This window comes from Rhodococcus sp. CH91 (genome assembly GCF_022554085.1).
GTDB lineage: Bacteria > Actinomycetota > Actinomycetes > Mycobacteriales > Mycobacteriaceae > Rhodococcus.
The window spans coordinates 21,619-44,944 of record NZ_JAKFYR010000017.1 but is presented as its reverse complement, the minus strand read 5'-3'; the positions used below and the strand labels follow the sequence as shown (position 1 = coordinate 44,944).

Annotated in this window: 24 protein-coding genes; 12 read left to right on the top strand and 12 right to left on the bottom strand. The window is 68.8% G+C overall.

Annotated elements, in window-relative coordinates; all coding sequences use genetic code 11:
* Positions 1 to 160: 160 nt before the first annotated feature.
* On the top strand, positions 161 to 1,513 hold the full coding sequence (locus tag MOM01_RS22110) for a M20/M25/M40 family metallo-hydrolase (RefSeq protein WP_241387593.1): 1,353 nt from the start codon (positions 161 to 163) through the stop codon (positions 1,511 to 1,513).
* 31 nt (positions 1,514 to 1,544) lie between these two features.
* On the top strand, positions 1,545 to 2,087 hold the full coding sequence (locus MOM01_RS22105) for a YbhB/YbcL family Raf kinase inhibitor-like protein (RefSeq protein WP_241387592.1): 543 nt from the start codon (positions 1,545 to 1,547) through the stop codon (positions 2,085 to 2,087).
* Positions 2,088 to 2,132: 45 nt separating this feature from the next.
* On the opposite strand, the gene MOM01_RS22100 is transcribed toward MOM01_RS22105, so the two are convergent.
* The 8 genes from MOM01_RS22100 to MOM01_RS22065 all read right to left on the bottom strand — a co-directional run bounded on the left by MOM01_RS22100 (position 2,133) and on the right by MOM01_RS22065 (position 9,338).
* Positions 2,133 to 3,203 carry a quinone-dependent dihydroorotate dehydrogenase gene (locus MOM01_RS22100; RefSeq protein ID WP_241387591.1) on the bottom strand — a complete coding sequence of 357 codons (1,071 nt, stop codon included), beginning with the start codon at positions 3,201 to 3,203 and terminating at the stop codon, positions 2,133 to 2,135.
* A gap of 42 nt (positions 3,204 to 3,245) precedes the next feature.
* On the bottom strand, positions 3,246 to 3,500 hold the full coding sequence (locus MOM01_RS22095) for a DUF5703 family protein (protein ID WP_241387590.1): 255 nt from the start codon (positions 3,498 to 3,500) through the stop codon (positions 3,246 to 3,248).
* 2 nt (positions 3,501 to 3,502) lie between these two features.
* Complete coding sequence (locus tag MOM01_RS22090; protein ID WP_241387589.1) at positions 3,503 to 4,507, bottom strand: hypothetical protein; 1,005 nt, start codon at positions 4,505 to 4,507, stop codon at positions 3,503 to 3,505.
* 139 nt (positions 4,508 to 4,646) lie between these two features.
* Positions 4,647 to 5,513: a heme ABC transporter ATP-binding protein gene (locus MOM01_RS22085; protein ID WP_374112360.1), complete on the bottom strand. Its 867-nt coding sequence runs from the start codon at positions 5,511 to 5,513 to the stop codon at positions 4,647 to 4,649.
* A complete protein-coding gene (locus MOM01_RS22080; protein WP_241387588.1) occupies positions 5,510 to 6,604 on the bottom strand; it encodes a FecCD family ABC transporter permease in 1,095 nt (364 codons plus the stop codon). Before MOM01_RS22080 ends, MOM01_RS22085 begins: the two co-directional genes overlap by 4 nt.
* 7 nt (positions 6,605 to 6,611) lie before the next feature.
* On the bottom strand, positions 6,612 to 7,637 hold the full coding sequence (locus MOM01_RS22075) for a heme/hemin ABC transporter substrate-binding protein (RefSeq protein WP_241387587.1): 1,026 nt from the start codon (positions 7,635 to 7,637) through the stop codon (positions 6,612 to 6,614).
* Between the two features lie 3 nt (positions 7,638 to 7,640).
* The gene (locus tag MOM01_RS22070) at positions 7,641 to 8,306 is read right to left on the bottom strand and encodes a biliverdin-producing heme oxygenase (protein ID WP_241387586.1); all 666 of its coding nucleotides are present in this window, start codon (positions 8,304 to 8,306) and stop codon (positions 7,641 to 7,643) included.
* 93 nt (positions 8,307 to 8,399) lie between these two features.
* Positions 8,400 to 9,338 carry an aldo/keto reductase gene (locus MOM01_RS22065; protein ID WP_241387585.1) on the bottom strand — a complete coding sequence of 313 codons (939 nt, stop codon included), beginning with the start codon at positions 9,336 to 9,338 and terminating at the stop codon, positions 8,400 to 8,402.
* A 210-nt stretch (positions 9,339 to 9,548) separates the two neighbouring features.
* Here MOM01_RS22065 and MOM01_RS22060 point away from each other — a divergent pair, with 210 nt between their 5' ends.
* The 6 genes from MOM01_RS22060 (at position 9,549) to MOM01_RS22035 (ending at position 14,217) form a co-directional block, all read left to right on the top strand.
* Positions 9,549 to 10,394 (top strand): undecaprenyl-diphosphate phosphatase, encoded by an 846-nt coding sequence (locus MOM01_RS22060; RefSeq protein ID WP_241387595.1) that lies wholly within the window; start codon positions 9,549 to 9,551, stop codon positions 10,392 to 10,394.
* A gap of 36 nt (positions 10,395 to 10,430) precedes the next feature.
* Positions 10,431 to 11,159 (top strand): histidine phosphatase family protein, encoded by a 729-nt coding sequence (locus MOM01_RS22055; RefSeq protein WP_241387584.1) that lies wholly within the window; start codon positions 10,431 to 10,433, stop codon positions 11,157 to 11,159.
* 45 nt (positions 11,160 to 11,204) lie between these two features.
* On the top strand, positions 11,205 to 11,792 hold the full coding sequence (locus tag MOM01_RS22050) for a DUF3090 domain-containing protein (RefSeq protein WP_241387583.1): 588 nt from the start codon (positions 11,205 to 11,207) through the stop codon (positions 11,790 to 11,792).
* Between the two features lie 4 nt (positions 11,793 to 11,796).
* Positions 11,797 to 12,603 carry an SCO1664 family protein gene (locus tag MOM01_RS22045; RefSeq protein ID WP_241387582.1) on the top strand — a complete coding sequence of 269 codons (807 nt, stop codon included), beginning with the start codon at positions 11,797 to 11,799 and terminating at the stop codon, positions 12,601 to 12,603.
* 73 nt (positions 12,604 to 12,676) lie between these two features.
* Positions 12,677 to 13,918, top strand: coding sequence for a cysteine--1-D-myo-inosityl 2-amino-2-deoxy-alpha-D-glucopyranoside ligase (mshC, locus tag MOM01_RS22040; RefSeq protein ID WP_241387581.1), 1,242 nt, complete (start codon positions 12,677 to 12,679; stop codon positions 13,916 to 13,918).
* A gap of 56 nt (positions 13,919 to 13,974) precedes the next feature.
* Complete coding sequence (locus MOM01_RS22035) at positions 13,975 to 14,217, top strand: hypothetical protein (protein WP_241387580.1); 243 nt, start codon at positions 13,975 to 13,977, stop codon at positions 14,215 to 14,217.
* A gap of 70 nt (positions 14,218 to 14,287) precedes the next feature.
* On the opposite strand, the gene MOM01_RS22030 is transcribed toward MOM01_RS22035, so the two are convergent.
* The 3 genes from MOM01_RS22030 to MOM01_RS22020 form a co-directional block, all read right to left on the bottom strand.
* Complete coding sequence (locus MOM01_RS22030; protein WP_374112359.1) at positions 14,288 to 15,790, bottom strand: UDP-N-acetylmuramoyl-L-alanyl-D-glutamate--2,6-diaminopimelate ligase; 1,503 nt, start codon at positions 15,788 to 15,790, stop codon at positions 14,288 to 14,290.
* 79 nt (positions 15,791 to 15,869) lie between these two features.
* The gene (locus MOM01_RS22025; RefSeq protein ID WP_241387578.1) at positions 15,870 to 17,108 is read right to left on the bottom strand and encodes a DUF4185 domain-containing protein; all 1,239 of its coding nucleotides are present in this window, start codon (positions 17,106 to 17,108) and stop codon (positions 15,870 to 15,872) included.
* A gap of 333 nt (positions 17,109 to 17,441) precedes the next feature.
* Entirely contained in the window at positions 17,442 to 17,939 is a 498-nt protein-coding gene (locus MOM01_RS22020) for a MarR family winged helix-turn-helix transcriptional regulator (RefSeq protein WP_241387577.1), read from the bottom strand.
* A 91-nt stretch (positions 17,940 to 18,030) separates the two neighbouring features.
* On the opposite strand from MOM01_RS22020, the gene MOM01_RS22015 reads away from it, so the two are divergent.
* The 4 genes from MOM01_RS22015 (at position 18,031) to MOM01_RS22000 (ending at position 21,615) form a co-directional block, all read left to right on the top strand.
* Entirely contained in the window at positions 18,031 to 18,453 is a 423-nt protein-coding gene (locus MOM01_RS22015; protein WP_241387576.1) for a Rid family hydrolase, read from the top strand.
* A gap of 153 nt (positions 18,454 to 18,606) precedes the next feature.
* A complete protein-coding gene (locus MOM01_RS22010; protein WP_241387575.1) occupies positions 18,607 to 19,470 on the top strand; it encodes an oxygenase MpaB family protein in 864 nt (287 codons plus the stop codon).
* 100 nt (positions 19,471 to 19,570) lie between these two features.
* On the top strand, positions 19,571 to 21,079 hold the full coding sequence (locus tag MOM01_RS22005; protein WP_241387574.1) for a protein adenylyltransferase SelO: 1,509 nt from the start codon (positions 19,571 to 19,573) through the stop codon (positions 21,077 to 21,079).
* 41 nt (positions 21,080 to 21,120) lie between these two features.
* On the top strand, positions 21,121 to 21,615 hold the full coding sequence (locus MOM01_RS22000; RefSeq protein ID WP_241387573.1) for a hotdog fold domain-containing protein: 495 nt from the start codon (positions 21,121 to 21,123) through the stop codon (positions 21,613 to 21,615).
* A 61-nt stretch (positions 21,616 to 21,676) separates the two neighbouring features.
* Here the strand turns inward: MOM01_RS22000 and MOM01_RS21995 are convergent, their stop codons facing one another.
* Entirely contained in the window at positions 21,677 to 23,266 is a 1,590-nt protein-coding gene (locus MOM01_RS21995; RefSeq protein ID WP_277610103.1) for an acyl-CoA synthetase, read from the bottom strand.
* Positions 23,267 to 23,326: the final 60 nt, after the last annotated feature.

Below are 23,326 nucleotides of genomic sequence, written 5' to 3'. Positions count from 1 at the left end.
AGCACCTCAAGCTAGCGCGTCTGCCATTCCGCCACTCGGACTTGTGCTCGCACCCGCTGTTCCTGGGTGCTGTGAAAGAGTAACCCACCGCGCCCACCGTCCCAAATCGCCACCTTCACCTGCGGTGATCCGCATCCGCAGGGGTGGTAGGAATGCAGCCATGGCCACACACACGAGCGCCCATCGACCCTCTCGCCCGGAGGACGAGGTCGTCGACCTCGTCTCTCGCCTCATCCGGTTCGACACCTCGAACACCGGTGATCCCGCCACCACCCGCGGCGAACGCGAGTGCGCCGAGTGGGTCGCCTCCGTGCTCGAGGAGGTCGGCTACGAGACCACCTACGTCGAATCCGGCGCCCCGGGTCGCGGCAACGTCTTCGCCCGCCTGCCCGGCGCGGACCCCGGCCGGGGCGCGCTGATGCTGCACGGGCACCTCGACGTGGTGCCCGCCGAGGCCGCCGACTGGAGCGTGCACCCCTTCTCCGGGGCCGTCGAGGACGGCTACGTGTGGGGACGCGGTGCGGTCGACATGAAGGACATGGTCGGCATGATGATCGCCGTCGCGCGGTACTTCAAGGCCGCGAACATCGTGCCGCCGCGGGATCTGGTCTTCGCCTTCGTCGCCGACGAGGAAGCCGGCGGCAAGTTCGGTTCCCAGTGGCTCGTCGAACACCGCCCGGACCTGTTCGAGGGTGTGACCGAAGCGGTGGGAGAGGTCGGCGGCTTCTCGCTGACCGTTCCACGGCCCGACGGCACCGAACGTCGCCTCTACATGGTCGAGACCGCGGAGAAGGGCATGGCCTGGATGCGGCTGACCGCGAAGGCCCGCGCCGGGCACGGCTCGTTCCTCCACGAGGACAATGCCGTGACGATCCTCGCGCAGGCGGTCGCCCGCCTGGGCACCCACACCTTCCCGCTCGTCGTCAGCGATTCGGTGGCGGAATTTCTCACCGCGGTGGGGGAGGAGACCGGCCTCGATTTCGATCCTGCCTCGCCGGATCTGGACGGCACTCTGGCCAAGCTCGGTTCGATCGCGCGGATCGTCGGCGCCACACTGCGCGACACCGCCAACCCCACCATGCTCGACGCCGGGTACAAGGCCAATGTCATCCCGCAGACCGCCCATGCCGTCGTCGACTGTCGCATCCTGCCGGGCCGGCGCGCCGAGTTCGAACGCACCGTGGACGAACTGATCGGCCCGGACGTGACCCGCGAATGGATCACCAGCCTGGATTCCTACGAGACCACCTTCGACGGTGATCTCGTCGACGCGATGAACGCCGCGATCCTCGCGCACGACCCGATCGGGCGCACCGTGCCCTACATGCTCTCCGGCGGGACGGACGCGAAGGCGTTCGCGAAACTCGGTATCCGGTGCTTCGGCTTCGCGCCGCTGCAACTGCCTCCCGAACTGGACTTCGCGGCCCTGTTCCACGGAGTGGACGAGCGTGTCCCGGTCGACGCACTGCGCTTCGGCACGCGTGTCATGGAACACTTCCTCATGCACGCCTGAAGTAGTTGACCCCGAGCACGAAAGGACCGGCATGGCCTTCGATTACGACCCGTACGAGTTCCTGCCCTCACTGCCCACCTTCGAGGTGACCAGTGCGGACTTCGCCGACGGCGAGGAATGGAAGCTTCCGCAGGCCAGCGGTGCGTTCGGCATCCCCGGGGGCGGTGACGTCTCCCCGCAGTTGTCCTGGTCCGGTTTCCCCGCCGAGACGAAGAGCTTCGTCGTCACGGTGTTCGATCCGGACGCGCCGACCGCGTCGGGTTTCTGGCACTGGGCGGTCGCGAACATCCCCGCGGACGTGACGGAGCTGCCGGCGGGTGCCGGAACGGCAGACTCGGACGCGCTTCCGGAGCAGGCGGTGACCCTACGCAACGACGGCGGTGGTCACGGATTCATCGGTGCCGCTCCGCCGGCCGGCCACGGTCACCACCGCTACATCGTCGCGGTGCACGCACTCGACGTGGACACACTCGACGGTGTGACGCCCGACTCGAGCCCGGCCTTCCTCGGATTCAACGTCTTCGGGCACGCCATCGCCCGGGGGCTGCTGACCGGCACCTACGAGGTCCGCTAGGACGTGGGTGGGGTCCGGACCGCGGTTCGGACCCCACGCCGGTGGTCACACGCGAGCGGAGGCACCCACCGCCTCGGCGACCGACCGGTAGCCGTGCGCGCGCACCTTGCGGGCGATGCCCTTGTTGAGGCGGCGGGCCCAGAACGGGCCGCCGTAGATGAATCCGGTGTAGCCCTGCACCAGCGAGGCCCCGGCGAGGATGCGTTCCCACGCCTGTTCCGGAGTTTCGATTCCCCCGACCGAGACCAGCACGAGCCGGTCACCGACCCGGGCGCGCAGTCGGCGCAGCACCTCGAGCGACCGGGCCGCCACCGGCGCACCGGACAACCCGCCCGCGCCGATCTCGTCGATCCGGGCGCGAGGGGTGCGCAAACCCTCGCGGGCGATTGTGGTGTTGGTGGCCACGATGCCTGCCAGACGCAGTTCGAGCGCCAGATCCGCCACCGCGTCGATGTCCTCGTCGGACAGATCGGGTGCGATCTTCACCAGCACCGGCACCGTCACGGTGTCGAGAACCGCGGCGAGGATCGGCCGCAGCGACTCCACGGCCTGCAGGTCGCGCAGTCCCGGCGTGTTCGGCGACGAGACGTTGACGACCACGAAGTCCGCGAGCGGCCCGAGGAGCCGGGCGCTGTCGGTGTAGTCCTGCGCCGCCTGCTCGGCGGGCACCACCTTGGTCTTGCCGATGTTCGCCCCGATCGGCACCGTGCGACGACGCTGCCGCAACCGGTTGGCGGCCTCCCCGGCACCGTGATTGTTGAAGCCCATCCGGTTCACGATCGCCCGGTCCTCGGGCAGGCGGAACAGACGCGGCGCGGGGTTACCCGGCTGCGCCTGGGCGGTGACCGTCCCGATCTCGGCGAATCCGAAGCCCAGCGGACCCCACACGTCCACCCCGGTCGCGTCCTTGTCGAAGCCCGCGGCCAGACCGACCGGGTTCGGGAATTCCACTCCGAAGACCGAGGTGCGCAGCACCGGGTCGTCGACGACGAGAACCTTCGACACCAGCCTCCGCACCGGCTCGAAACGGGTCACCCAGCGCATCGCCAGAAATGCGAGATGGTGAGCGCGTTCCGGCGACAACAGGAACATGAGCCGAAGGACGAAGCGGTACACGGACAACTCCCTGCGATCCGGGCGTGTGTGGCCCGGGTGTGATCAGCGGACAGTGGGTTCGGGGACGTAATGGGACGTCTTGCGACGCCGGAGCAGCACTCGGCGACTTCCGTCCGGGTACAGGCGCACGCGGGTGAGTTCCCAGCCGTGGAACTCCGCGGAGATCGCCAGCCGCAGGGAAGCGCTGACCCGGGAGACATCCCGGGGAAGCTTCAGCGGCACGTACTCGTACTCGTCGTTACTGGTGTCCCAGTCGGCGGGTAACCGGGTGAACCGGCCGAGTCGCTCGTTCGCCATTTCTATCCTTCGATCGGGATCCGTTGCAGACCGTCACCGGTGGCCGATGCGATCACCAGAGCGTCGTCGACCGGATCGACGGCGATCGAGTTCGGTTGCCGCACCGTTGCGAAGCGGTAGCGCTCCTGCGGGATCCCGGTCGAAAGATCGTAGCCCACGACCTCGTTGCTGCCGGTCAGAGTCACCCAGACCAGATCCCGTGTCTCGTCGTAGGTCACAGCGTACGGCGCCGGCCCGACCGGATAGCGCTGTCGCAGCACGATCGTGTCGAGGGTGTAGACGAGCAGTTCGTCGCCCGCGGTGTCGGTGACCATCACCCGCCCGAACGGATCGGTGACCAGGTGGGTCGCGCCTTCCCCGACGCGCAGCGCGGGACCGAGGTGCGCATCGGCGAGATCGAGTTCGGTCAGGGAGGTCTGCCGGCGGTCCAGGGCCGCGACCGCGTCACCGGTGACGGCGAGGGCGTCGACCGAAGCGAGGCCACCGACCGTGCTGCCCACCTCGCCCGATTCGGGATCGACGGTCAGCACACGACCGTCGTCCGTGCCGACGGCCCACCTGCCGTCGGACAGCACGGCCACGGATCGGGCGGTACCGTCGACGGGCACCTCGGTGAGACCGCCGTCGGCGGCGTCGATCCGCACGACCGCGCCCGTTGCCGGGGCGAGGACGGTGCCGTCCGGCCCGGCCACGACGGTCGCGGCGGGGGACGGCAGGTCCACCAGGCGCGGCGCGGCGTCGAGGTCGTCGAACAGGGCCACGCGCGCGCCGTCGTCGACGAGGGCGGCGAAGGTGCCCGTGGCCGGTTCGACCGCCAGAGCATCGACCTCGAGGTCGAGCGGGCGGACCTCACCGGCGGGGGAGGGACCCACCTCGGGTGCGGCCGCGGGGGTGGCGGGTTCGATGGTCTGGAGCACGTCCGGGGTGTTCTCGGACGAGCAACCGGCCAGGGTGACCAACGCGATCGCGCTCATCATCGTGATCGCTCGGATCCCCGCTCTGCCCATCGTTATCGCTCCTCGTCCTCGGTTTCGACTCGCATCCGCCGGACGATCCTGTCGTCGGCGCGCCGACTCTCAGTGTTCCTGATGCCGGCTGCGGACGAACAGGGGGATCGGTGCTCGGCTCCGGGATGTGATCTGCTGCTCAGCCTTGTGCCGGGGCGGATGTGTCGCGCGCCGGGCGGCGGGGGAGCACGAGCGGTGTGCCGGTTTCGGGATGCCGGCCGATCGTGACCGGATACCGGTAGACACGCCCGAGGAGTTCCTCGGTGAGGACGTCACCGGGCCGGCCGTCCGCGACGATGCTCCCCTGGTCGAGCACGCAGATGCGGTCGGCGAAGGCGGCGGCGAGACCGAGATCGTGCAGCACGACCACCACGGCGTGCCCGGCGTCGGCGCGGGCACGCACAACCTGCATGACCGCTTCCTGGTGGCCGAGGTCCAGCGCCGCGGTCGGTTCGTCGAGCAGCAGTGTCTCGGTGTCCTGCGCGAGCACGCGGGCGAGCGCGACACGGGCTCGCTCGCCACCGGACAGGGCCGGGAACGGCCGGTCCGCGAGTTGGGTGACATCGCAGGTCGCGAACGCGTCGGCGACGATGCGCTCGTCGTCGTCCTGTCGTGGGGTGCGCGCCCAGGCCGCACGACCCATCTGCACGACCTGGCGGGCGGTGAAAGGGAAGCCCACGGTGTGTTGCTGGGGCAGCACGGCGCGGCGTCGCGCAAGGGCGACCGTCGACCAGCTGTCGAGGGGCCAGCCGTCGATCTCGACGAGCCCGGCGCTGATCGGATGGTCGCCGGACAGCGCCGCGAGCAGGGTGGACTTACCGGCACCGTTGGGGCCGACGAGCGCGACCACCTCCCCGGTGCGGACCTCGAAGTCGACGCCGTGCAGGATCTCGCGTTCGCCGCGGTGCAGTCGCACGCCGGTCGTGCGCATCGTCGTGGTGCCCGGCGCCGACCGGGCGGGCACGGTGCTCGCGGACGGCCGGAGGGAGCGGGGCAGAAGCCTCATGCCCACCCGCCCTGCTTCGCCCGGGTGCGGCGCAGCATCAAGAAGAAGACCGGACCGCCGATCAGCGAGGTGATCATGCCGAGCGGCAGGTCCGCGTTCTCGACGAGGGTGCGCGCACCGAGATCGGCGGCGAGCAGCACGACGGCACCGGCGAGCACACTCGCGGCGACCAGCACCCGATGCGCCGGGCCGAGCACGAGCCGCATCAGATGCGGCACGACCAGGCCGACGAACATGATGATGCCGGTGAAGGCGGTCGCCCCGCTGACCAGGACGGCCACCGCCAGGATCGCCAGTTGCCGGACGCGTTCGACGTCCACGCCCAGATGCCGGGCGACGCTCTCCCCGAGGGCGAGCAGGTCGAGTTTCGGAGCGAGCAGGGCTGCGACGAGCACCCCGGCGAGGGTCAGCGGGGCCACGACCGCGACGATCTGCCAGGTGGCACCGCCGAGACTGCCGAGCTGCCAGAACACGATCTGGTCGCGGGCGGCGGGACTCGCGACGAAGGTGAAGAGCGCGATGAGACCACCGGCGACGGCGTTGACGGCGACACCGGTGAGGATGACGGTGACGACCTCGGTGCGACCGTTGGACCGGGACAGCAGGTAGACCATCACCGTGGTGAGCAGGCCCGAGACGAGCGCGGCGCCGGCGAGCGCCCAGCCCGCGGCGAAGGCACCGCCGAGCACGATCACCGCGGACGCGCCGACGGCGGCACCGGCGGACACACCGATCACGCCGGGTTCGGCGAGGGGATTGGCGAAGATGCCCTGCAACAGCGCCCCGGAACATCCGAGCGCGGCACCGACGAGCATGGCGAGCACGACGCGGGGGAAGCGCACTTCCCACAGGGTCACCTCCCCGGCAGGGTGGGCCGGCAGCGGTCCCAGATCCAGGCCCATCCGGTGCAGCAGGCTGCCCACCACTTCCGCGGGACTCGTGGGCACCTGACCGAGGCAGGCCGAGACGACAGCCAGCACGAGCAGGGCGACGACGAGACCGACGAAAACGGCGGTGGTCCGCCCCCGTCCGGCCTTCTTCAGTGCCTGCTCGGGCAGGCCGGTGGATTCGGTGACGTCGCTCACGGCCATCCGGCGATCACGAGACGGCCGGGGGATAGAACGCCTCGACCAGGGCGGCGAGGACCTGGCCGGTCTGCGGTCCGAAGCTCAGCAGAGTCGAGTCGTCCATGTCCACGATGGTGCCCGTCTTCCCGGCGGGCGTCTGCGCCACGCCGGGGAGCTGTGCGAGGCCGTCGGGGCCGCCGACCGACTCGAGGCTGTGCGTCATGACGAGGATGATGTCGGGCGCCGAGGCGATCATCGCTTCACTGGTGATCGGCACGAACTGCGCGTCCAGCCCGGCGAGCACGCCCGCATCGCGGCCCCCGGCCGCGGTGATCAGCGCATCGGCCCCGGAACCGGGACCACCGAGCATCTTGATCGCGGACCCGCGCAGATAGAGGAAGGCGACGGTCGGTTCGGGATGGTCGGCGGGGATCGCGTCCTGGGCCGCGGCGATCTCGTCGAGGGTGCGTTGCGCGAGCGCGCTCCCTTCGTCCGGGACGCCGAGAGCCGCCGCGACCATCTCGATGTCGGGGGCGACCGTCTCGAGCGAACGGTCCGGGTCGACGAAGACCACCGGCACTCCGGTCGCGCGGATCTGTTCCTGGACCGCCAGCGGCCCGATGGAGGTATCGGTGAGCACGACGGTGGGATTCAGGGCGAGGATCGCTTCGGCGTTGAGCCCGTGCCCACCCGGTGTGACGTTCGGAACGTCCTCGATGGCGGGGAAGGACGGAGTGGAGCGGCCGACGAGACGGTCGCCGAGTCCGAGGGAATACACCGTCTGAGCGAGAGTGCCGGATCGGTCGGCCACCACGATCCGGGAGACGTCGGTGATCGTGGTCTCGACACCGTCGACGCCTCGGACGGTGACCGGCAGGGCCGGGGCCGGGTCGGTGGTGACGGGGCGCGGTTCGTCGTCGACCACCGCGGTGCGCGGACCGGTGACGACATCGGTGGTGGCCGTCTCGTCGGTTGTCGGAGCGCTGCATGCGCCGACGAACAGAATGCTCAGCACGACCACGAGCACTGCCGGGAAGCGGAGGACGGAGCGGAACATCGGTCAGGCACGCATCCGATAGCGTTCGATGTCGCGAGCGAGATCGTCGAACAGGGCACCGTTGAGGCCGTACACCAGATTCGCCTCGTCGATCACGGCCTGTTGCTGGTCGCCGTCGAGGGGTGCGGCGTCGAGCTTCGCCCGGTAGGCGTCCTTGAACGGTTTCGGCTTCGGGATCTCGTCGAAGATGTAGAAGCGTAGACCGTCGCGTTCGTAACCGTAGGCGCGCTCGAGCATGCGGCGGATGATCTGGCCGCCGGACAGGTCGCCGAGATAGCGCAGATAGTGGTGGGCGAGGAAAGCTTCCGGGGAGCTCGCGGCGACCTGTTCGAGCCGTTCGACGTAGGCGACGGTCGCCGGGAGCGGGGCGATACGTGCTCGCCAGTCGGGTCCGATCAGGAAGGCGAGATCGGCTTCGAGTGCGCCGGTGCGGAGCAGTTCGTCGCTGAGGAAGGGCCCGACGATGGGATCGTCGGTGTAGCTGCGGCCGATCCGTTCGAGGCTGTCGTAGACGAACCAGGTCTGCGCCGCGAGTTCGGCGTGCGCCGCCGGCGACAGCTTCCCACCGAGAAGTTCCGAGACGAACAGCGCGTTCTCGGTGGCGCTGTGCGCCTGCTGTGTCTCGAGCCGGATGCGTTCGGCGAATCCGACGACTTCGGTCGTGGACATCGACCGACCTCCTCACGTTGCCTGTACCGAATGTACTCGGCAGGCTAGCCTAACCTTCGAGAAAGCGGCAGGGCGAGGACGGCGTAGCCGAGATCACGCACTCACGTCGTCGAGCGCTGCGGCGATGGCCGGTGGGAGCGCCAGCTCTTCCGCGACCAGCACCCCGGTCAGCTGGGCGAGATCCCGCGCTCCCACGAGCGTCGACGCCACGTGCGGGCGATCCCGCACCCAGGCGAGCGCTACCGCGAGGGGAGAGGTGCCCAGACCGTCCGCGGCCGTGGCCACCGCATCGACCACCCGCACCGAGGATTCGGTGAGATAGCGGCGTACCTCCTCGGCGTGCACATCGTCGGCGCCGCGCGAATCCGCCGGCACCCCCGACCGGTACTTGCCGGTGAGCACACCGCCGGCCAGCGGCACCGCCGCGAAGATGCCGACACCGTGATGGGCGGCCGCGGGAATCAATTCGTCCTCCACACCGCGCGCTAGCAGCGAGTACTCGACCTGCGCGCTGACCAGCGGCGCAGGCCGGCGCGCCGCCGCAGCAGCCGTCGCGAGCTGCCAGCCCAGATAGCCGCGCACCCCCACGTACCGCACGCGTCCGCTGGTGACGGCGAAGTCGAGGGCATCCATCACCTCGTCGACGGGGGTGTGCGGATCCCACGTCGCGACCTGCCAGACGTCGAGGTGATCGGTGCCGAGCTCGCGCAGGCTCGCATCGAGCTGGCGGAGCAGGCCGGACCGGGAACAGTCGACCCGTCCGGAACCGAGGGTGGTGGTGTCGATGCCGGAACTGCCGGACAACACCAGGCGGTCCCGGGGCACCACATCGTCGAGCAACTCCGCGAGGATCCGCTGCGCGACCCCGTCCCCGTAGGCGGGGGAGGTGTCGACCAGCGTCCCTCCCACGTCGACGAAGGCCGACAACTGGGCTGCGGCCTCGTCGCCGTCCGTTCCGCGTCCCCACGTCAAGGTGCCCAGACCGAGCCGCGATACTCGCAGGCCGCTCGCACCGACTGTCCTGTATTCCATAACCGTCTGCGTTTCCTCCCGACACGAAGGGACGTCGCCGCGCTCGGCCACGACCCCGGTACTGCACCCTAATGCGCTCCGCCCCCCCGCACTGTCCGGCGCGCCGACCGGCCGCTCAGCACGTACCCTTCGGCGAGTGAGAATCGCTCCCTGTATCCGCGTCAGCCGTCCCGCCCGCCCCGCGGCCGCCCTCCCCGGAGTCGTCTCGTGATCGGCGACTCGATGACCTGGCTGCAGACGATCGTTCTCGGAATCGTGCAGGGGCTCACGGAATTCCTGCCGATCTCCTCGTCGGGACACATGCGGATCGTGTCCGAGATCTTCTTCGGAGAAGACGCCGGTGCCTCCTTCACCGCGGTCACCCAGCTGGGCACCGAAGCAGCCGTGCTGGTGTACTTCGCCCGCGACATCGCGCGAATCACGCGAGCCTGGTTCCGGGGACTCTTCCACCGCGAGCATCGCTCCGATCACGACTACAAGATGGGCTGGTACGTCATCCTCGGCACCATCCCGATCGGCATCCTCGGTGTGCTGTTCAAGGACGACATCCGCACGGTCGCCCGCAATCTGTGGCTCGTGGCCACCATGCTCATCGTGTTCTCGCTCGTCATCGCCGCCGCCGAGTACTTCGGCAAGCAGCGACGCGACGTGAGTCAGCTCACCCTCAAGGACGGTCTGATCATGGGTTCGGCGCAGGCGCTGGCGCTGATCCCCGGTGTCTCCCGCTCCGGCGGCACCATCTCCGCCGGCCTGTTCCTCGGGCTCACCCGGGAAGCCGCCGCGCGCTATTCGTTCCTGCTGGCGATCCCGGCGGTCGTGGCCTCCGGTCTGTTCAGCCTCCCCGACGCCTTCGAACCGGTCGGTGAGGGGCTCAACGCGTCCGGTTCGCAGCTGCTCGTCGCGACCCTGATCGCCTTCGGTGTCGGTTACGCGGCGATCGCCTGGCTGTTGCGCTTCGTCGTCAACCACTCGATGTACTGGTTCGTCGGGTACCGCGTGATCCTCGGCCTCGTCGTGATGGCGCTGCTCGCTGCCGGAGTGGTCTCTCCCACCTGACAGGCTGCCCGCGGGCTGTGCCTCTAGTCTGGGCACATGACGGTCATCCTGCTGCGGCACGGGCGGTCGACGGCGAACACCTCGCACGTGCTGGCCGGCCGCACCCCCGGTGTCGAACTCGACGAGCTCGGGCACGTCCAGGCGAAGAACCTCGTGGCCCGGTTCGCCGGGCTCGAGATCACCGAGATCGTGCGGTCACCGCTGCTGCGATGCAGCCAGACGGTGCAACCGCTGGCCGCTGATCGCGGACTCGAACCGGTCGTCGACGAGCGGCTCGCCGAGGTCGACTACGGGCAGTGGACCGGGCGAGAACTGAAGGAGCTCGTGAAGGAACCGCTGTGGTCGGTCGTGCAGCAGCACGCCTCCGCGGCGGTCTTCCCCGAGGGCGAAGGCCTGGCGCAGGTGCAGTCGCGGGCGGTCGCCGCCATCCGCGAACACGACCGTCGCCTGCATGCGGCGCACGGCAAGGACGTCGTGTGGGTCGCGTGCAGTCACGGCGATGTCATCAAATCGATCCTCGCGGACGCGCTGGCGACGCATCTCGACGGTTTCCAGCGGATCGTCGCCGAGCCGGCCTCGATCAGCGTCGTCCGCTACACCGACACGCGGCCGTTCGTGCTCCGCGTGAACGACACCGGTTCGGACCTGTCCGGTCTCGCGGGTCCGGCGGCACCCAAGTCCGTTCCCGGGGGAGAGGTCCCCGGCGCGGTCGGGGACGCCGGCGGCCGGCCGCAGGACGACGGGCAGGAGACGGCGCGCGGATAATGACAGTGACCGGCATGGCAGAGTGTGGGGACTCGAGGAGGTGTGATGGCCCGCGCGATACACGTGTTTCGAACACCGGACCGGTTCGTCGCCGGCACTGTCGGTGAACCGGGCGACCGGGTGTTCTACCTGCAGGCCGTGCACGAGTCCCGTGTGGTGAGCGTGATTCTGGAGAAGCAACAGGTGCAGATCCTGGCCGATCGGATGGGGTTGCTGCTCGAAGAGGTACAGCGCAGGTTCGGGACCGCGATCCCCGACGAGCCGGATGTCGACGTCAGCCCCCTGGTCACGCCGATCGAGGCCGAGTTCCGCGTCGGCACGATGGGGCTGGGCTGGGACGCCGATGCCGGCACCGTGGTGGTCGAACTGCTCGCCGTCACCGAGACCGAACTCGACGAATCCGTCGTCCTCGACGACACCGAGGAAGGCCCCGACGCCGTGCGGGTCTTCCTGACCCCGGCGCAGGCCCGGGAGTTCGCGGCGCGTTCGGAACTCGTCGTCTCGGCCGGGCGCGCACCGTGCCCGCTGTGCGGCGAGCCGATCGGCGCCGAGGGACACATCTGCATCCGTACCAACGGTTATCTGCGCACGCCCGGATTCGATCCCGCCTCGTGGTTCGGCGAGGAGAACTGACGAGGTGACGGCCGCCGACGTGCGTACCGTGCTCACCGACGGCGAACTCACCGTCGTCGGCCGGATCGTGCACGCGAGCAACGCCACCCTGGTGTGCGACGCCGGGCTCGGCGAAACCACCGTCCGCTGTGTCTACAAGCCGATCCGCGGGGAGCGGCCCCTGTGGGACTTCCCCGACGGAACCCTCGCCGGTCGCGAGGTCGCGTCGTTCCTGATCGACGAGGCCCTCGGCTGGGGGGTCGTTCCGCTCACGGTGCTGCGCGACGGTCCCTACGGCCCCGGGATGGTGCAGCGCTGGATCGACACCCGCGAGTCCGCCGAAGATGAGTCGGAACGGCTCGACCTGGTGGATCTGTGCCCGGCCGGTGCGGTCGCGGAGGGCTGGTTACCGATCCTGCGTGCCCGCGATCTCGGCGGCGACGAGGTGGTGCTCGTGCACGCCGACGACCCCCGACTGCAGCGCATGGCGGTGCTCGACGTCGTACTCAACAACGCCGACCGCAAGGGCGGGCACGTCCTCGAAGGGCTCGACGGCCACGTCTACGGTGTCGATCACGGCATCTGCCTGCACCAGCACGACAAACTGCGCACCGTGCTGTGGGGATGGAGCGGCGAGCCCGTCGACCCCGGCCTGCTGACCGACCTCGACAAGCTGCTGCGCCGTTTCGACGACGGATTCGCCGACGAGTTGCGCGAGTACATCACCGACGCCGAGGTCCGTGCACTGCAACGCCGGATCACCGCGCTGCTCGAACATCCGGTGATGCCGTATCCGCGTGGGGACCGGCGCATTCCCTGGCCGGCCTTCTGAGCCGTCGTCGCGGCCGCCGGAACGATCGGGTGCCCGCGTGGAGCAGTGCCGGGGCTCCACTAGGCTCGTAGGCATGCAATCTTGGTCCGACGTCGCGATCCCGTCCGTCCCCGGCCAGGGGCCTCCGCTGCGGTTGTTCGACACCGCGGACCGCGCTGTGCGCCCGGTCGTCCCGGGTGCCACCGCGACGATGTACGTGTGCGGCATCACCCCGTACGACGCGACGCATCTCGGCCATGCCGCCACCTATCTGACCTTCGATCTCGTCAACCGCATCTGGCGCGATGCCGGCCACGACGTGCACTACGTCCAGAACGTCACCGACGTCGACGATCCGCTCTTCGAGCGGGCCGAGCGCGACGGCGAGGACTGGATGGTGCTCGGCATGCGCGAGACCGCCCTGTTCCGCGAGGACATGGAAGCACTGCGTGTGCTGCCCCCGCGCGACTACATCGGTGCCGTCGAATCGGTGAACGAGGTCGTCGAGCTCGTCGAGAAGCTCGTCGCCTCCGGGGCGGCCTACATCGTCGACGACGCCGAATATCCCGACGTGTACTTCCGGATCGACGCCACCGAGCAGTTCGGCTACGAGTCCGGCTACGACCACGACACGATGATGCGGTTCTTCGCCGAGCGCGGTGGCGATCCGGATCGTCCGGGTAAGCGCAACCCGCTCGACGCGTTGCTGTGGCGTGCACAGCGTCCCGGCGAGCCGGCCTGGCCCTCACCCTTCGGCGACGGCCGTCCCGGCTGGCACATCGAGTGCGCGGCGATCGCCCTCAACCGCATCGGGTCCGGCTTCGACGTGCAGGGCGGCGGCAGCGACCTGATCTTCCCGCACCACGAGTTCTCCGCCGCGCACGCCGAGGCCGTCACCGGCGACCGGCGCTTCGCCCGGCACTACGTGCACACCGGCATGATCGGCCTCGACGGCGAGAAGATGTCCAAGTCGCGCGGCAACCTGGTGTTCGTCTCCAAGCTCCGCGCCGAGGGTGTCGACCCGGCCGCGATCCGCCTCGGCCTGCTGTCGGGCCACTACCGCGCCGACCGTCCGTGGACGGCCGAGGTACTCGAGCAGGCGCAAGCGCGTCTGGCGCTGTGGCGTCAGGCGGCCGCGCTGTCGTCGGCGGCGTCTGCCGAGGACGTGGTCGCGCGCCTGCGCCAGCACCTCGCCGACGATCTCGACACCCCCAAGGCCCTCGACGCGCTGGACGGCTGGGCGACGTTCGCCGTCGAGCGGGGCGGCGACGACACGTCGGCGCCCGGCCTGTTCGCCGACGCGGTCGACGCGCTGCTGGGCGTGCCGCTGCGCTGAATCCTGCTCCGAGTGAGCACATCTCGTCGCGACGCACCGAAGCGTAACGACGAGATGTGCTCACTCGATACGTCACCGTGGCGATCGCGACCGGCGGATCGGTTCGGGACGCCTGCGAGATCTACCCCGACGTGTTCGTGGTCGACGACGGGTCCGTCATCTCCACCTACGCCGGCCCCGCCAACGGTTACTGCCCGTGCGTGCCGGTGGAGCCGGACGTCGACGAGGCCTTCGAGATCGGTGAGAGCCAACTGAAGTCCGCGATCCGTTGGGCAACGACGATCTACAGGCCGCGGTAACCACCGCCACGGCAGTGCTCGCGCGCTGAACATACAGCGAGCGTGCACCTTTCGTCGCGCACTGCCACCGCTATTCCCGGCGCAGCGCTCGACGCAGTTCGTCGCGGTCGTCGAACTGGATCGTCGTGTTCCCGGAGACCAGGCGCGGTTCGCAACCTCGGCCCGCCGCAACGACGACGTCACCGGGCCCGGCGCAGGAAGCGGCGATCTCGAACGCTCGTCGACGGTCGCCCTCGACGACGACCCGGGCGCCGCGCGCGGCATACGCGCCCTCGGCGACCGCCTCCCTGAGAACACGAGGTTCTTCGGAATACGGACTGTCGTCGGTGACCACCACGACGTCGGCATAGGACGCCGCGGTGTGGCCGAGCGGAAAACGCTTGCCGGGGTCACGTTCCCCCGTCGCGCTGATGACGAGAACCAGTCGTCGCTCACCTGCCAGTGAGCGGAGGAAGGGCAGCAGTTCGCGTTGTCCGGACGTGTTGTGCATGTAATCCACCAGGGCGAGGACGTCCCGGCCGGAGTCGACGCGCTCGAGGCGGCCGGGTACACAGGCCAGCGCCTCCAGGCCCGCCGCGGCCCGCAGGACGTCGCCGCCCGCAGCGGCCACCGAGGTCAGCGCCGTCAGTGCATTGGCCACCTGATGGGGACCGAGCAGCGCCAGCCGCACCGTCGCGCGCCCGGTCGGAGTGTGCACGGTGAAGGTCGTGCCGTGGACGTCGCACCGAATCGAGTCCGCGTACACATCGGCACCTGCATCACGCGTCGAGTGCGTCCAGACCGGAACCTCCGCCGCAGTGGCCAGCCTCCTGCCGTAGTCGTCGTCGATATTGACCACGGCGGTCTGCGTGCGGTCGGAGGCGAACAATGCCGCCTTGGCCGCGAAATACCGTTCCATCGTGTGGTGGAAATCGAGATGATCGGGTCCGAGATTGGTGAACGCGGCCGTACGGAACCGCACCCCGTCGACTCGACCCAGACTGATCGCGTGTGACGAGACCTCCATCGCCACCGCCCGCACCCCCTGGTCCCGGAACTCTGCGAGCGTCCGGTGGACGACTGCAGCTTCGGGTGTGGTGCGGGTAGCGGGCCGGGTGCTCTCGGGGCCGCGGACGACGACGCCGCCGATCATGCCTGTGACGACGCCGTCGGCGGCGAGAGCGGTGTCGAGGAGGTAGGTCGCGCTCGTCTTGCCGTTGGTGCCCGTGATGCCGTGGATCTGCAGGTCGTGCGAGGGATGGCCGTGAATCCAGGACGCCAACGGGCCCACCCAGCGGCGGGGGTTGTCGACGATGACAGTCGGCAAGGCATGGGAGGGGCGGTCACTGAGCACCGCGGCGGCGCCGCGGGAGACCGCTTCGTCCTCGAAGTCGAGACCGTGGAATCGGTGTCCCGGAAACGCCGCATAGAGGTCGCCGGGCCGCACCGCGCGGGAATCGTCACTCACCCCGGTCACGGCTCGGTCGTGCCCACCGGAAGGCCGCGCACGCACGGCGTCACCGAGGTGGGCAACAACGTCGCCGACCTGGATCCGCCGGGTGGCACGGCGAGGGGCGCCCGGGTCGAGGTGCACGGGAGCGGATACCCGCTGGGTGGCGAAATGATGCCCCGTCTGTCATCCGAGCCGCGGGCCGGGCTTCGACAGCGGCGGGTCAGATTCCTCCCGTGTTCGCACCTACGGCTCGGGCGAGACGCCACAATGCGGTGTTGGTGTCCGTCGCCACGTCGAATGTCTCCGCCGCCGGCGCGGTGGGGAGGTCCGCCGTGTTCCCGGACACCGTGGCCAGGATGGCTCGCGACAGGAGGTAGTTCTCGTCCACGAGCTCCTCCAGTGTCGGGTCCGGGGCGGGCGGTTCCGGACGTGGGATGTCGGCGTGGACCGTGTGCCGGTAGAGGTTGATCTGGTAGGGCCAGTCGTCGCGGGTGTCCCATTGGGAGACCAGGACGTAGAGCTCGTCCAGCGTCGAGCCTTCGAGGACGTACCCGCCGTAGCACTGGGCCAGAGTGTTGTTGCGGTCCTGATGCTCGATGTCATGTGCCACGTGGCGGACCACGGTTGTGGTCGGAGCGTTCCCGATATGGGAGGTCGGCCCGTTGCGAAGGCCCTTCACGTCCACGCGGATGTCCGGGGCGGTCTGGGTATAGGTGAGGAGCCATTGACCTTGGACCACGCGGAGGTTCATCTCCCGGACCTTGGTTCCCGCCGGGAAGATGTCCGAACACGCCCGGTTCCATCCCCAGTCCGTCCCGTTCCACCCCCAGCCGGACCACGTGGAGCGGTCCGCCACCTCGTGGGGGCGGCACCGGTACAGATGAACGTTGGAGCCGCCGTCCACCAACCACTTGTTTCCCATGATGTAGACCCAGCCATCGGGCCCGAGTTCCCAGGTGATGCCCATCTGGAATGCGCCCTCGTGATGCCATGGACGTTGTCCGGCGGGGCCTGCGTGAACCCAGCTCTGACCGTTGTCGTCGGAATACTGGATCTCCGTCCAGAGAACCTCCGAGAGGGACCGGCAGACCGTGACGAACAGGTAGATGCGGGAACCGATGACCAGAAGGTCCGACGGCAGGACCGTGGAGAATCCGCCATTGGTCCACGGTGCCCTGTCATGGTTGTACGGCCACAACTGGCGGGCGTAGGAGCCGCCGACGGCTCCGTGGAATGTCAGACCGTTGGCGTATGCCGCGGGGGACTGTTCATCCGTGAGCAGTATTACCGGGGACCGCCACCCCGGGCCACCGACACTCATCTGGTCGAAGGTGTCACCCAGGACGACCGCCTGGCGTCCGTTGGGCAGGCGACGAGCTATGCCCAGATCCGTACCTCCGACGCCGTACTGGACCGCCGACGTATTCGGCCCGGTCACTGCTCCTATCTTGACAGTCACTCCGGGAACTCCGTTCTGCTGGAAGGGAAACGGGGCCGGGGCAGGCTCCGTCGTCGTGCCTCGACTCTCCTCGTCACGGTGACCGGCCCGGCTGGGTGGTGATCGACCGTGCTCCGTGCAGCCGCCTGCAGTTCCGTTGAGGGCGTAGATTTTCCGCCATCCGTCGTAGCGTCCGCTTCGGCCACCGTCTCGCACGCTCCCCCCGAGCACCTCGATCCACCGAACTCCCGCTCAAACTACATCGAACCGCGCGCATATACAGCACCCCGCGGTGTCGGCCTGAGCAGCGCAGTCAACCGAACGAGCGGCCGGGCATCTCCGAGAGCGGAGCGTTCATTCCATGTCGGCCGGGCGCACCCGCAGCTTCGCTGCGATACGGGCCAGTGCCTTTCTGTCGGTCGCGGAGAGCGGGTCGAGTGCGAACTTCCGCACGGTGCGGAGATGGATCGGGGCGGCCTCGACGACCACCTCGTAGCCGGTGTCGGTGAGGGCGACGAGGGTGTAGCGGCCGTCGTCGGGGTCGGGTGAACGTTGTGCCCAGCCGCGTTGCTCGAATCGTTTGACGACGTTGGACAGTCGTGACAGCGAGCCGTTGGCGAGGTAGGCCAGTTCGCTCATCCGGATGCGTCGTCGGGGTGCTTCGGAGATGTGGCTCAGTGCCAGGTATTCGAAGAGGGTCAGTCCGGCTTCCTGCTGCAGTGGTGATTCCAAGCGGCCGGGCAACAGCAGGATCAGTGAGACCAGGCCGGTCCAGGCTTCCTTCTCGTCGGCGGTCAGCCACTCGGTCTCGCTGGTGTCCTTGTCCGGGTGGGGGGTGGCGGTGTTACCCATGGGCGAACTATACCGATCGCAGGATTTACTTTACGCGTGAAGTCATCCCGTGTATGTTCACTTCACACATGAAGTCAACGAAGGGAACGACATGAGCGAGCCGGAATTCTTCGCCACCCCGGGGTACGGCGACACGCAGCTCGAGAAGATGCATTACAACCAGGCCGTACGAGTGGGCAACCGGGTGGAGACCTCGGGGCAGGGCGGGTGGGACGACGACTGGAACTTCCCCGAGGCGTTGGAGGACGAGATCGTGCAGGCCTTCGAGAACGTCGAGCGCACCCTCGCACTCGCCGGCGCGTCGTGGCGGGACGTGATCGCGGTGAACTCGTATCACGTGCCCACTGCCGATGATTCCATCGGTGACGATCACAACCGGGTGATGGTGGAGCAGTTCCGCACGAGGATGGGTGCGCGAGCGCCGATCTGGACGGAGGTCGGTGTGACGGCCCTGGGTGCGCCGAAGATGCGGGTCGAAATTCGGGTGACCGCGATCGTCGGGGATCGCGGCTGAGCGGAGGGCCGAGGGTGGTCCGGAAGCGCGGTTCTGCGCGGCACGGACAGTTCACGCCTCGGGCAGGGCCGAGCGAGTTGGCGCGCGTGATGCGGCGCAGCGCAATAACATCCACATGAATGCACATCCCGGTGCCGAGAAGGAGTCCCGCACGTGACCACGACCACCCCCCGACCCGCCCAGAACGCCCCCCGTGAAGACGACGGCTATTTCGGCCCGGGTTCCGTCTCGTGGAAGGTGTACGCCGACCCGTCCTCCCGTGTCGCCGGCATGGCGGGTCTCCTGCTGCAGGCGCTCAACCCCGGCATGATGCGGTTGTTCGAGCACGCGTCGGCCGCATATGCCGATCCGAAGGGGCGGGACGAGCGCACCGGCCGCTATCTCGACACGGTCATGTTCGGTGACAAGGCCCATGCGGATGCCGCCGCCGCGTCGGTGCGCCGCATGCACGCGCACGCGGTCTGGGACGACCCGCACACCGGCACCACGCTGCGCGCCGACGAGCCCGCGTGGCTGGACTGGACCCACAACGCACTCGCGTTCGCCCTGCTGCGCGGCGCGGAGGCCTTCGGTCTCGACCTGACCCCGGCCGAGCAGGACGCTTTTGTCGTCGAGCAGCACATCGCCGCGGAACTCGTCGGCGCAGACCCCGCCCGCCTGCCCGCGACCCGCGCCGACCTCGAGGCATACGTCGATGAGCAACGCCACTGGCTGTCCCTGTCGCTCGCGGCTGCCGAGGTGACGCAGGCCCTCCGCAAGCCGAGCCTGCGTGGCAATCCGGTGAAGGTGTTCACCTTCGTCGTCGTGCAGGACGGCATGCTGTCGATCCTGCCGGAGTGGGCACGCCTGATGTACGGCATCGAAGGTCGCCCGATGAACCTCCGCGCCGCTGCGCGCACCACCAAGCGCCTCATCGGCATCGCCCGCAAGAGCGAGTCGTACGACAAGATGGTCGCCGAGATCACCACTCGTATCGACGAGACTCCGTACCGCAAGGTGCGAGCGCGCAAGGCTTGAATGTCGCAGCCGACGTCGCCCCAGGTCAGCGCTGTGAAAGTCGCCTTTCGGTGAGGTCTGCCGAGGGAGTCGCACGTCGGGCACGGTCTAGGCTCGTGTGATGACTGCGATCCCGGATTTCCCAGTAGGCACGAGCACCGCGGTGTCCGGTCTCGAAAGCACCTTCGTCGACGAGGTGGGTGCCCTGGCCGTGCCCTGGCAGGGTGCGGAGGTACCCGACCCGCGGTTGCTCGTGCTCAACGACGAGCTCGCCCGGACGCTCGGGCTCGACGTCGCGGCTCTGCGCAGTGACGACGGCGTCGCTGTTCTGGCAGGTGCGGCCGTGCCGGCCGGGGCGAAGCCGGTCGCGATGGCGTATGCCGGTCACCAGTTCGGTGGCTTCTCCCCGCTCCTCGGGGACGGCCGGGCGTTGCTCCTCGGCGAACTCGTGAGCGACGACGCCCGGCGAACCGATCTGCACCTCAAGGGTTCGGGTCCCACCCCGTTCTCGCGTGGCGGCGACGGTTTCGCGGTGGTCGGTCCGATGCTCCGCGAGTACCTCGTCAGCGAGGCGATGCATGCTCTCGGCATCCCCACCACGCGGGCGCTGTCGGTGGTGGCGACCGGCCGGAAGGTCTATCGCAACGGTATCGAGCCCGGCGCGGTGCTCGCACGCGTCGCGGCGAGTCATCTGCGGGTGGGCACCTTCGAGTTCGCGGTTCGTCAGCGGGGCTTGCTGCGCTCGCTCGCCGACTACGCGATCGCTCGGCACTATCCGGAACTGGCGGAGCTACCGGAGGAAGGTGAAGGGAACCGGTATCTGGCGTTCTTCGCGGCCGTCGTGGAAGCGCAGGCCGCCTTGGTGGCGCAGTGGATGCTCGTGGGTTTCGTGCACGGTGTGATGAACACCGACAACACGACGATCTCGGGGGAGACGATCGATTACGGTCCGTGCGCCTTCCTCGATACGTTCGATCCGTCCGCGGTCTTCAGCTCCATCGATCAGAGCGGCCGGTACGCCTTCGGCAACCAACCTGCAGTGCTGAAGTGGAATCTGGCTCGCTTCGCGGAGACCCTGTTGACACTGGTCGATTCGAATCCGAACGATGCGATCGCGGCGGTCACCGCCGTCCTCGACAGCTTCGACGAGCGGTACGAAAGCCACTTCACAACGGGGATGGCGGCGAAACTCGGCCTCGCCGGCGCAACGGTCGAGCGGCCACTGGTGGACGACCTGCTGACGCTGGCGGGCGAGTACGGCGCCGACTGGACCGGTCTCTTCCGCGCGCTCGCCGACGAACTCCGCTCCGGCGCGACATCATCGGAGGGAGCCGTGCCCCGCGAGCATCTCGCGCCGTGGCTCGAACGGTGGCGCGCCGCGCTGGGAGCGGCCGGTCGGGATCCCCGGGAGGCGGCGGATGCGATGGATCGCGTCAATCCGCTGTACATCCCGCGCAACCACCAGGTCGATGCGGCACTGCGTGCCGCGACCTCCGGTGATCTCGCTCCGTTCGACACGCTCCTCGAGGTCGTCACCCATCCGTTCGCACCTCGCGACGAATGGGCCGAGTTCGCCTCTCCCGCGCCGAGGTCGTTCAGCGAAACCTTCCGGACCTTCTGCGGCACCTGACCGCCGGCACCGGATAACTTACCGCCGAGTAGGGTGTGGTGATGGACCTCGCGATCACACCCACCTATCGGGCCTGGACACGCTTGCCGCGCAATCCGGTCGGTTCGGCACTCTTCTCGGTGGGCATGTGCCTGCGCGTGCCCTACTTCGCGACCGTGTTGCCGCGCGTCGTCCACCTCGAACCGGGCCGATGCGAAGTGCGGGCACCGAAATGGTGGGGCGTCCACAACCATCTCGGGACCTTCCACGCGATAGCGGCGTGCAACCTCGCCGAGACCGCGATGGGCCTGCTCGCAGAAGCGACGGTGCCGACGACGCACCGCTGGATTCCGAAGGCGATGACCACCCGCTACCTCGCGAAGGCGACGAGCGGTCTACGTGCGGTGGCGGAGCTCGACGCTATCCCCGACTTCGCGCAGGTCGGGGACGGACTCGAGGTCACGGTGCCGGTGAGCCTGCGGGACGCCTCCGGAGCCGAGGTCGTGCACGCCGAGATCACCATCTGGGTCACCGCGCGCGCAGGCACGCCGACCTGACCGGAGCCCGGCGTCGGCACGGGGGAGTCGTACGGCATCGACGTCGTTGCGCTCGGTCCGATCAGCCCTGGACGAGCCGCGTGCGTGTCGTGTCGCGCCCCTCCCAGTACTGCTCCCGGATGTGCCGTTTGTAGAGCTTGCCGTTCGGGTCCCGGGGGAGATCGCGGACGAAGTCGACGCTGCGCGGGCACTTGTAGGCGGCGAGTGCGCGACGGCAGTAGTCCAGCAACTCCGCCGCCAGGGCGCCGGAGGCGGTGTCGGGATCGACCAATTGCACGACCGCCTTCACCGCCTCGCCCATGTCCTCGTCGGGTACTCCGATGACCGCGACGTCGAGTACCGCGGGATGCCCGATGAGGACGTTCTCGGTTTCCTGCGGGTAGATGTTCACTCCACCCGAGATGATCATCAGGGCCTGACGGTCGGTGAGGTAGAGATATCCGTCCTCGTCCAGATAGCCCATGTCTCCGAGTGTCCGCCAGCCCTTCGGATGGGTGACCCCGGCCGTCTTCTCCGGGTCGTTGTGGTACTCGAAGGGACGTCCTCCGGCGAAATAGACGACCCCGACCTCGCCGGGCGGGAGTTCCTCTCCGTCCTCGCCGACGATGTGGCATTCCTGCATGGGCCGGCCCACCGAGCCCGGGTGCGTGAGCCATTCGGCCGACGAGATCTGGGTCGCACCGACATCTTCGGTGCCGGAATAGTATTCGTGGATGATCGGGCCCATCCACTCGATCATCCGGTGCTTCACGGACACCGGACACGGCGCTGCACCGTGGGTGACCTCCTTCAAGGACGACAGGTCGTGACGCGCGCGCTCGTCGTCGGTGAGTTTGAGCATCCGCACGAACATCGTCGGGACGAACTGCGCGTAGGTCACGCGATGGCGCTCGATCAGTTCGAGGCACCGGAGCGGATCGAATCGTTCCATCACGACCACCGTGGCACCGAGACGCTGTGCCGACATGCAGAACACCAGGGGAGAGCCGTGGTACAGCGGGGCCGGAGAGAGATACACACTGCCGGCGGTGATCCCGCGGGCGGCGATGCCTCGGGCGATGAGCGCCGGCGCCGAGGCGGGGTCGCCGAAGGGGCTTCCCGGGAGCGGCTTGCGAACTCCTTTGGGGCGGCCCGTGGTTCCCGACGAGTACAGCATCTCGCGGCCCTCGACGGACTCGGCGAGCGGTAGCGGCGTGTGGGCGGCCAGGATCGAGTCGTAGTCGTCGAAGCCGGGGAGCGTGCCGTCCGTGGACACCCGGATGCGGATCGCCGCCGAGTCGAGACCGTCGATGACATCGGACATCGAGGCGGTGGTGATCAGGGCGGCCGCGCCGGAATCGTCGAGGATGTACTGGACCTCGGACGTACGCAGGTGCCGGTTGATCGCCGTGTAGTACAGCCCCGAGCGCTGGGCGGCCCAGGCGACTTCGAGGAAGGCGGGCGAGTTGTCGACGAGGATGGCGATGTGGTCGCCGACGGTCAGCCCCCGGGTGCGCAGATACGTCGCGAACCGTGCGGACCGGTCGTCGAGTTCCCGGTAGGTGACCACGCCGCCCTCACCCATGATGATCGCCGGGGCGTCGGGGGTGCGCCGGGCGTGGGCGGTCGGCGTCGGTGCGATCTCTGCCGGTTCGGCAGTCGATGCTGGCATGGGAACCTCCGGGAAATTCGATCTGCACGACGAGAAGGTGATTCTTGTGTGTGAGAGTAT